This window comes from Alphaproteobacteria bacterium (genome assembly GCA_018667735.1).
Taxonomy (GTDB): Bacteria; Pseudomonadota; Alphaproteobacteria; order Rickettsiales; family JABIRX01; genus JABIRX01.
This window is the reverse complement of the sequence record JABIRX010000011.1, coordinates 1-6476: the sequence shown is the minus strand read 5'-3', so window position 1 is coordinate 6476 and position 6476 is coordinate 1. Positions and strand designations below refer to the sequence as shown.

The window sequence follows — 6476 nt, the reverse complement described above, 5'->3', positions numbered from 1 at the left end:
TTTATATCATTATACTCTGATTTAATGTAAAAATCTTTAATATTGAATATTCTATGCTTAACTAAACCATCAATTTTCACTACATCTAAAACCCTATCATTAAAAATTGCTTCTTTTAGATTTAGCTCAAAATTGATCTCATTAAAAATATTTCGTAACCACAGAAAATTCTGTAATAGAGAAATACCCGATTCTCTGATTGCTAACTTATCATATAAAAGGTGAATTAAATGCCGCACATCATTTTTACCTTTGCTAACCAGAAATTCATTAAAATCTAGAGCTTTGGCATCTAAAAATATTTTTGATTTTGATTGTTCTAAAATATTATAATGCACCTCACCCTTAACTTCTCCCAATCCTATAATTGCATTTATATTACGTAAATCCAAAACACTATCTGACAAAATTAGCTCTGCTGACAATTCATATGCAGATCTTTCACCACCTTCCTGACGTACAAATTTACTATCACTTATAAGCTCTACTACACTTTTAATATCATCACCTTTGGAAGTAACATTACCTTCAAACTTATAACCTTCCATATTATGCTTAAATACTCCACTTATACTATTATGAACACCACCTTCAAGCTCAAAGCTTAAGCTGTCAATTTGCATGTTAGACTCTTCATTTAGAGACATATCTAAATTTAATGGACCTACCTCTTTATCCTTATATATTACTTTATTGAACAAGCCCGAAATAGAAACATTTTCACTGCTATTAAAAAAGCTATATTTATTTTCCAAATTCATGAAAGCCATTTCTTCACGAATATAACTTTGTTTATGTGTGGAAAACAATGCATCTAAGTTTAGATAATCTACGTTAAATGACAGAAATCCTCTTTTCTTATCTTCTAATAGCCCCGAAAACTCACCCTTAATAGCCTCACCACTTATCTCTCCGTCTTTAATCGACAATTTACCATCTTGCTTTGCAAAACTAAATGAGGAATTATATGAAAATTTTCTATTATCTGGAAATAGAAACCATGTACTCATAAAATTATTAAAAAAGAACTCTTGGATATTAGCACCAGAAATACTCGTATCACCCTTATATTTTTTAAGTTTAGCATCGTAACTTGCAGTTAAATCTAGGCTTCCTCCCGTAAAATTCACTGACAAATCAATATCTAGATCAGCTTTATTCTTTTTTGCAACATATGACTCTACACTATAATTATTAATACCTGATGAAAACTTACTACTAATTTTGATGGAGTGGTGGAGATTTTCTAGTTCTAAATTTAAATTGTCAAACTTAGTTGTTAATTCTCTGTTGCTATTTAAGATTAATGCAGATTCTACTAGCTTTATTTTTTTGTATGGTAAATTGATAAGGTCTACATGTTTTGCGGTGTCACTATTACCCAATATTTTGATATGTTCTATTTTAGCATTTTCTATTGAAATTTCTTTAATATTAATATCACCTGTTAATATGCTTAATATTGGCACTCTAGCTTCAAATAACGACGCTCTGACATTGTAACTACTATTTTTGTATTTTAGATCATATAATCTTAAATGTGAAATGACAAATTTTGGTATGGGAAAGAGCTTAAGCTCGACCTTACCTTTAATTTCAGTTCTAGCCCCTATTTTTTCTTCAATCTTTTCCGCTATTACATTCTTGTTTTTTGAAGCGCCCAGCAATTTGCTAGAAACGAATATTATTTCAGCTGCTATTCCAATTACAATGAATAATATTAAAATTTTTCTTTTCAAATTTGTACCTTATTTATATTTATAATATAAGATTATTTTGAATCTTTATCAATCTAAATATATTGTTACCATGCAATAATTTTAAATCAATGAATAAAACAGAAAACTTAAACGAAAAACAATTAGAAGCTGTAAACTATAATAAGGGTCCCTTGCTTATATTAGCCGGAGCTGGAACTGGAAAAACTAAAGTACTAACCAACAAAATTGCATATTTAATTAATAACAACTTAGCTACTCCCCAACAAATACTTGCTGTTACCTTCACTAACAAAGCAGCTAAAGAGATGATAATTAGGGTTGAAAAGATTATTGGCTCTTCTTTACCCGGCATGTATATCGGTACCTTCCATTCTATCGCCGCAAAAATATTAAGAAATAATGCACATTTAGTTGGCTTAAATAATAATTTTAACATAGTTGATAGTGACGATCAGTTACGCTTAATAAGAAGAATTTGTAATGATTTGAAGTTTTGTAGCGATGATATAAATCCTAAATTTGCCTTAAATCAGATTTCTCTAGCTAAAGATAAAGCCCAGAAAACTATAGAGGTAAATAATTTTGCCCATAATGCAGATTCCATAGAGAAATTAGCCAAAATATTCACAATATATAATGAAGAGTTAATTAGGGCTAATTCATGTGATTTTGGTGACTTAATTTTACATAATATTGACATTCTAGCTAACAATGAAAACACACAAAAATACTATAACAACAAATTCAAATATATATTAGTAGATGAATACCAAGATACTAATATTTCACAATATTTATGGTTAAGGTTACTAGCACAAGGACATAGTAACATTTGCTGTGTTGGCGATGATGATCAGTCTATTTATGGCTTTCGAGGTGCTGAAGTTAAAAATATTTTGCGCTTTGAGAAAGACTTTAAGGGCAGTAAAGTGATAAAATTAGAACAAAATTATCGTTCTACCAAACATATTCTTAATGCAGCTTCAAATTTAATAAATACAAATAAAACCAGACATGGGAAAACTTTATTTACAGACAGAGTAGATGGGCACAAGATAAAAGTTATTTCTAGCTGGGATGAAAATGGTGAAAGTCAAAATATACTGCGCGAAATAGAAACATTAAAAATAAGAGGGTCTAATTTAGCTGATGTAGCTATTTTAGTACGTGCATTTTATCAAACTAGAAATATTGAGGAGAGGCTTATTAATGAAGCAGTTCCATATAAAATAGTTGGTGGACTTCGCTTTTATGATCGCAAGGAAATAAAAGATATTATTGCATATCTAAGAGTAATAAATTCAGATTCGGATGGCTTAGCCTTAGAAAGAGTGTTAAATGTACCAAAAAGAGCTCTAGGTCCTGCTTCCTTTGCAAAACTAAATAATTATTCTGCCCAAAATAATTTGCCTATTTTTGTAGCACTACAAGATATGTTAGAAAAAGGTCTTTTATCCGGGAATAATAAAAATAATTTTAACGAATTTGCAAATATAATTTTAACTTCTAGAGAAAGACTTAAAAAAGTAAGTTTAAAAGATTTAGCAAAATTTATCATTGAAAAATCTGCTTATGAGAAAATGCTAGATAACACCAAAGACATTAACACTGATGCCAAAAAAGAAAATTTACGCGAATTTTGTAATGCTTTATCAGAATATGATGACTTAAACAGTTTCTTAGAACATGTTAGCTTAGTTAGTGTCTTGCAAGAAAATAATCAAGAAGACTCTATAAACATTCTCACTCTGCATTCAGCAAAAGGCCTTGAATTTGAAAATGTATTTCTAACTGGCTGGGAAGAAGGTGTATTTCCTCATCAAAAATCAATAGAAGAGTCTGGAGATAAAGGTTTAGAAGAAGAAAGAAGATTAGCTTATGTTGGTATTACTAGAGCTAAAACCAGATTATTCATTACCTATGCAAATAACCGAAGAATTTTCAATAAATGGCAAACCTCTTTACCCTCAAGGTTTTTAAAAGAATTACCCACAGAATCTGTAGATGAACAAAGTAATACAAAAACTACATCAAATAGTTTTCATTCAAATTATAATTACAAGCCTAGCAAAAAAATAGAGGCTAAATTCAAAGTAAATGACAATGTTAAGCACTCGTCATTTGGTGATGGTGTAGTAAAATCTATTATTGGTGATGTAGCTGAAGTTAACTTTAGTAATGGAAAATGCAGGTTTGTTACCTCTTCATCCCTTAGTTAATAACTTTTAACTTTAACTTGACCGAAGCTAATGCATAATTTATAAATTATGATTTATATTTATTATGAGCATTAAAAGTAATTTAGAAAAGTTAGGTGTTATTCTACCAAAACCCGCTTTAGCCGCAGCAAATTATGTACCATTTTTGGTAGATGATAAAACAATATATATATCTGGCCAGCTACCTATGAAAGATGGTAAAATAGCTTATCAAGGCAAAATTGGCGATAATCTTTCAGATAAAGAAGGCGTAGACGCAGCTAGGTTATGCGCTATAAACATATTAGCACAATTACAAGCCGCAGTAAAAGACTTAGAAAAAGTTGAGAAATGCTTAAAATTAGAAATTTTTGTAAATGCCATAGATAATTATCAAGATCACCCTAAAATAGGCAATGGTGCATCTAATTTAATTGTTGAAATATTAGGAGAAGCCGGAAAACATTCACGCTTTGCTATGGGTGCTGCATCTCTTCCATTTAATGTGCCAGTAGAAATTGGTGCGACTTTCAAATTAAAGTAACCTTTAAGATGATATTACCGCAAGATATAATAGATGCTCACAAAAGGATAGAGCCTTATTTGCACAGAACTCCCATTACCTCTTCAAATAGTTTAAATGATTTTCTGGGTGGTCACAACCTTCACTTTAAGTTAGAATGTAAACAGAAAATTGGCTCCTTTAAATCAAGAGGAGCTTTCAATAAAATTCTATATTTGAAAGATCAAGGCATAATACCCCAAAAAATTGTAGCTATTAGCTCTGGTAACCACGCGCAAGGAATTTCATTAGCGTGCAAATTATTTAATATTGATGGCACAATATTTATGAACAGGTCTGTTTCTCCATTAAAAATTCAGGCCGCAAGATCTTATGGTGCCAAAGTTATTTTAGTGGATTCCAATCAAGAAGCAGATGAAAGAGCCAAAATAGAAGAAAAAAATGGTGCTTATTTTATCCACCCTTTCGATGACGATCAAATCATAGAAGGACAAGGAACTGCATGTTATGAGGCTTTAACAGATTTACAAAAAGAAAACATAGATATCAACTCTATTTTTGTTCCATGCGGTGGAGGCGGTCTATTATCTGGAACTTATTTAGCTTCTAAATTATTTCCTAATAATATTAAAGTTTTCGCAGGCGAGCCCATTAATTGTAATGATGCGGCTATCTCACTTAAAAAAGATGAATTACATATTTTTGATACTTTGCCCCCTACTATTGCAGATGGTATTAGAACTTTATCAATTTCAAAAAGAACTTTCTTCTATCTAAAAAAAACAGGCGGTATCATTGAAGTTAGTGAAGAAGAAATTATTTATTGGACCCAATGGTTACAACATTTACTAAAAATCACCTGCGAGCCATCCAGTGCCGTTGCTATGGCTGCTTGTTATAAATGGTTAAAAACACAAGAAAACAAACAAAACATCCTAATAATTATCTCTGGCGGAAATATTGCAGCAGAGACTTACAGAAATATTTGGGCCAGAAATTATCTAGATGATGTCCCCCATATTGCTAAGATCTATTAATAAGCTTATTATTTAAAAGCTTTTTCTAAATTAGCATCACCCTGCATAAAAATATCTTCAGCTTTATTTAATGATATTTTTAATTCGCCACCAGGCATAATAAGATTAGCATTACTTGCTATTAAACCCTCTTTATATATAGCGTAAAATGTAGCGCAAGCACCTGTACCACAAGCTTTAGTAGCACCAGCTCCTCGTTCCCAAGTTTTAAGTCTAATATTTTCTTTATCTATAATCTCCGCAATATTTATATTGATACCTTCAGGGAAATATTTATGTTTTTCTATATAAGAAACCTCCTTATCTAGCTGCACTTCATCAAGATTATTAGTCAAAAATATAATATGTGGGTTACCAATATTCACACAATTTACAAAAGAAAATTTTGGCTTTTCTAACAAGCTAAGCTCCTCTTTTGTTAATTTTTTTAATAAAGGTATTTTATGCCAATCTAAATTTGCTTTACCCATATTAACTTGATAATCATCATCTATTTTTATTGCTTTAAGAATCCTATTTGTTGTTTCTATTGTCACTGAATTTGCTTTTTTCTCAGCACATAAAATTTTAGCTACACATCTAGTAGCATTGCCACATGCTTCTACTTTATTACCATCAATATTGTAAATCTCCATAAAGCAATCAGCTTTAACTGAAGTTTTTATATTAATTAATTGATCAAAATCAAGCTTTGTTAGATCAAACAACTCTTTAATATTATAGTTATTATGTGACTCACGCAAATCAAAAACATAAAAGTTATTGGCAAGTCCATTCATTTTGTAAAATTTCATAGAGACTACGAAGATATATTAAGCGTCTAAATTTGCATTTAAGGCATTAGCTTGAATAAACTCTCTTCTTGGCTCCACTACATCTCCCATTAAAGTAGAAAAAACTTCTTCTGCATTATCTTTTGCCGATATTTTAACTTGCAATAATGTTCTCGCATCTGGGTCTAATGTGGTCTCCCATAATTGATCTGGGTTCATTTCTC

The 6476-nt window shown here is 30.6% G+C and carries 6 protein-coding genes; 3 read left to right on the top strand and 3 right to left on the bottom strand.

The window, feature by feature from the left end:
- Positions 1–1739 (bottom strand): hypothetical protein (locus tag HOH73_01155; GenBank protein MBT5827475.1); only part of this gene is annotated, 1739 nt, incomplete at its 3' end.
- 89 nt (positions 1740–1828) lie between these two features.
- On the opposite strand from HOH73_01155, the gene HOH73_01150 reads away from it, so the two are divergent.
- The 3 genes from HOH73_01150 to HOH73_01140 all read left to right on the top strand — a co-directional run bounded on the left by HOH73_01150 (position 1829) and on the right by HOH73_01140 (position 5479).
- The gene (locus tag HOH73_01150) at positions 1829–3940 is read left to right on the top strand and encodes a UvrD-helicase domain-containing protein (GenBank protein MBT5827474.1); all 2112 of its coding nucleotides are present in this window, start codon (positions 1829–1831) and stop codon (positions 3938–3940) included.
- Positions 3941–4004: 64 nt separating this feature from the next.
- Positions 4005–4463: a RidA family protein gene (locus tag HOH73_01145; protein MBT5827473.1), complete on the top strand. Its 459-nt coding sequence runs from the start codon at positions 4005–4007 to the stop codon at positions 4461–4463.
- 8 nt (positions 4464–4471) lie between these two features.
- Complete coding sequence (locus HOH73_01140; protein MBT5827472.1) at positions 4472–5479, top strand: serine/threonine dehydratase; 1008 nt, start codon at positions 4472–4474, stop codon at positions 5477–5479.
- 8 nt (positions 5480–5487) lie between these two features.
- Here the strand turns inward: HOH73_01140 and dapF are convergent, their stop codons facing one another.
- On the bottom strand, positions 5488–6273 hold the full coding sequence (dapF, locus tag HOH73_01135; protein MBT5827471.1) for a diaminopimelate epimerase: 786 nt from the start codon (positions 6271–6273) through the stop codon (positions 5488–5490).
- A gap of 18 nt (positions 6274–6291) precedes the next feature.
- Positions 6292–6476: hypothetical protein (locus tag HOH73_01130; GenBank protein ID MBT5827470.1), on the bottom strand; the 185-nt coding region annotated here is incomplete at its 5' end.